This window comes from Pacificibacter sp., assembly GCF_039769035.1.
In the GTDB taxonomy this organism is placed as follows: domain Bacteria; phylum Pseudomonadota; class Alphaproteobacteria; order Rhodobacterales; family Rhodobacteraceae; genus Celeribacter.
Genome location: NZ_JBDMZG010000121.1, coordinates 1 through 3,583 on the forward strand (window position 1 = coordinate 1; position 3,583 = coordinate 3,583).

Genomic DNA, 3,583 nt, shown 5'->3' on the forward strand with positions numbered 1-3,583 from the left:
TCATTTTCGCACGCATTGCTTCAGCAAAACGGATCGACGCAGCGACGGCTTTGTAGTGTTCAGGCCAAACCTCTGTACCGATTTCGACAACGGCATACAGGGCGCGCGCCGTTGGCGGATCACGGTGGATTGGAATGGCGTTTTCATTCGCAATTTCGCGGATTTTGACCGCAACATCATCCACACCTTTGGCAACACAAATCGGCGCGCCGCCTCTCGATTTGTCCCACTTCAATGCAACCGCGTAGTGCGTCGGGTTCACAACAATGACATCCGCCGTCGGCACATCACCCAACATCTGATTGAGCGCAATTTCTTGACCACGTTGACGCCTTTTTTGCTTCGCATGCGGGTCGCCTTCTTGCTCTTTGGACTCGTCGGTAAGCTCTTTGCGCGACATGCGATGTTTGCGCAAATGCTCTGAATACTGAAACAGGTAATCCACCCCACCGACGATCAGCGAAATCACCAGCACGATGAGCAAAAATCCCATGCACAGCTCAAGCAACATCACGGTAACCATGCCAGGACTGAGGGACATGGTGCTCATGATGACCGGAATTTTTTTGACCAAATACACACCGAGAACGATCGAATAAACCGTGAGCTTGAAAAAGCCTTTGCCAAATTCAAACAGCCCCTTGCGACCATATTTGTTCTTGGCATTGGAGATCATCGATATCTTGCTCAGCTTCGGTTCGATCTTGCTGGGGGCGAAAACCAAGGACCGCGTGGCCACGATGACAACGATCGCGGCGATCGCTGGCAACAAGAACCAAGGCATCAGCGCGCTGCCAACAGCTTGCATCGTTTCACCACCCAACACGGTGCCGCCACCCGAAAACCACTCTGTGGACAAGCTGTCCGATTTTGCCAAAAGCTCCTGCAAAACGGTGCCCATTTGCAGTAAAGAACCGCCGCCAAAAATGACGCCAACGGCGATAAATCCCAAATACGCCGCCGAGGTCACAAGATCCACGGACTGAGGGATTTCCCCCTTTTTGCGCGCGTCATCTAGCTTTTTTTGCGACGCTTCAAATTGCTTATCGTCGTCACTTTCACCTTCTGCCATTAGAGCACCTCAAAGGGATTCATCAGCAACACATCAAACCCATGCCGCCAAATTTGCAGCAAAAGTGGCAAGGTGATGAACATCAGAACCATCCCCCCTAAGGTGATCGCAGGCGCCCCAACCATGGCCACCATGAGCTGCGGCATCGCGCGATTGATGACGCCAAGTGCCACGTTGTAAACAAGGGACGCGATGACAAACGGGGCGGACAGTGAAAACGCCATCGAGAAGCCCGTGCGAATGTGCTGCAATCCCCATTGGGACAGTTCCCCCCCGCCGATGAACGTGCCTGCGGGAATGAATTTGTACGACATGATCACGATCTCAACCACGCGCACATGCAAGTCGAGCATCGCAGCAAGCGCCAGACCGCCCACCAAAAGCAAGTGGCCCACCACAGGCTGCGCGTCGACTGCGCCGCCGCCAAACATTTGGGACAGTGACGTAGATTGCGCGATAATTGCGCCTGCCATTTCCAAAATCATCACGAACATGCGCAAGATGAATCCCAGTGCCAAACCCGCCACGACTTCAGTGATTAAAGCTTTGCCGATGATACCCTGTTGTGAGGCAACCGAGAAAACATCCGATGCCACCGCGGGCGCCACCACGATCGAAAAACACAGCGCCAACACGATACGGATCCGCTGTGGAATGCTGCGCTCGCCGAAAGCCGGCAACACCGCCATCATTGCGCCGACACGCAAAAACACCAAAAATCCGATCATGAACGCATCTTGTGATAGTCCAAGAATGGAAGGGATGTTTTCGATCATGCTGGCACAAGCCCCACCAACGATGGACGCGCCTCTGTGCCGATTTCTTCGAAAGAAAACACTGGATTTTGAATACCTTGTGCGGCCAAGACCGTTTTAACAAACCGACGGCGACGCGACGAGGTTACAACGGCTGGGTAAACACCCGTTTCGCCCGCTTTCGCGATTTTTTCTGCCATGGATTTCGCCAACTTATTAAAGTCGGTGGGCGGCAGGGCGATGTCCGATTGCCCGCGCTCCCCGTCAATTTGATAGGCTGCGAATTTCTCTTCCCATTCGGGGGCCAATTGCAACAGGGGTAAAGTTCCATCAGCACGTTTGATTTCTGAAATCAGTTGAAACCCAAGCCGATGCCGCACGTGTTCACAGATCGATTCAGGCGTGGCATGCGCACCGCGAGATTCGGAAATTGCCTCAAGGATGAGCGACATATTTCGAATTGAAACGCGCTCTTCCAGCAAGAGCCGCAAAATGGACAACAGCAAATCCATGGGCACTTTTTCGGGCACAAGATCATCCAGCAAACGCTGATTGGCATCTGCACGGGTCTGATCCGACAAGTTCGTCATTTCATCCAACAGCCGACGCAAAGTGCGCATGGTAAGTAGGCGTTGGAAATTGCGCTTGATGACTTCAAGCAAATGCGTGGCCAACACCTCGGTCGATGACACAATGGTGCAGCCCAAAATGGCCATTTCTTCCTTTTGGTCGTCCGTAATCCAACGCGCAGGCGCGCCATAAACCGGTTCTTTCACATCTTCACCGGGGGGAAACCCGCTCGCATCACCAGACAAAAGCGCCAAGGCCAAATCTGGCCGCAGGACGTCGCGCGCTTGTTCCACACCCTGAATGCGCACGATATAGCACCCCTGCGGCAAACTCGGGTCATCGGTTAAGCGAATTTCTGGCAAAATGAGGCCAAAGACCGTTGCCACGTGATTGCGCATGTTTGTAATGCGCGCATCTAGACCGGTCTGGGGATCAAGGACCATCGCCACCAAGTCAGGTGCAAATTCCACGTGGATATCATCAAGGTCCAAAATATCGCCAAGCGATTCCGGAACATCTTCAACGACAGGGGGCGGCGGATTATCGGCGGCGTGTTTTTCGCTTCGGTTTTTCTCGGCAACGAAATACCCCGCGAAACACAGCGCACCGGCCCCCGCCATAAAGGGCAAAAACGGCAAACCTGGGACGAGGGCGAAAAGCCCCATCAAGATGCCAACTGTGATCAACGCGGGCGGGTACCGACCAAGCTGCTTGAACAGCGCAAGATCAACAGACCCGCTTGCGCCGCCTTTGGCCAGCAATAGCGCGGCCGCGATGGAAATAATGACAGACGGAATTTGACTGACCAGCCCATCACCTACGGTGAGAATGGCATAGGTTTCAAACGCTTGACTGGCGGGCATACCGTGAACGGCGATACCGATCACCAACCCCATCACGATATTCATAAGGGTGATCAACAAGCCCGCGATGGCATCCCCTTTGACAAATTTGGATGCCCCATCGAGGGAGCCGAAAAACGTCGTTTCAGCAAGCTCACGCTCGCGACGCTCCTTGGCCTCTTCGTGAGAAATGGCGCCAGCAGACATATCGGCGTCAATGGCAAGCTGTTTACCCGGCATCCCGTCCAGCGCGAAACGCGCACCGACTTCGGCCATGCGCCCAGCGCCTTTGGTGATGACCATAAAATTAACGATCAACAAAACAATGAAGACGACCAGTCCCA

Annotated in this window: 3 protein-coding genes; all 3 read right to left on the reverse strand. The window is 53.8% G+C overall.

All coding sequences use genetic code 11. The annotated features are described in order from the left end of the window. On the reverse strand, positions 1-1,072 hold a 1,072-nt coding region (locus ABF287_RS10870; RefSeq protein ID WP_347185029.1), incomplete at its 3' end, for a flagellar type III secretion system protein FlhB. After that, positions 1,072-1,848: a flagellar biosynthetic protein FliR gene (locus ABF287_RS10875; protein ID WP_347185030.1), complete on the reverse strand. Its 777-nt coding sequence runs from the start codon at positions 1,846-1,848 to the stop codon at positions 1,072-1,074. The genes ABF287_RS10870 and ABF287_RS10875, both read right to left, overlap by 1 nt. Next, positions 1,845-3,583: FHIPEP family type III secretion protein (locus ABF287_RS10880; protein WP_347185031.1), on the reverse strand; the 1,739-nt coding region annotated here is incomplete at its 5' end. The genes ABF287_RS10880 and ABF287_RS10875, both read right to left, overlap by 4 nt.

Coding starts and splice junctions, on each gene's coding strand:
- ABF287_RS10875 (WP_347185030.1), bottom strand. CDS start 1,848: ATGATCGAAAACATCCCTTCCATTCTTGGACTATCACAAGATGCGTTC.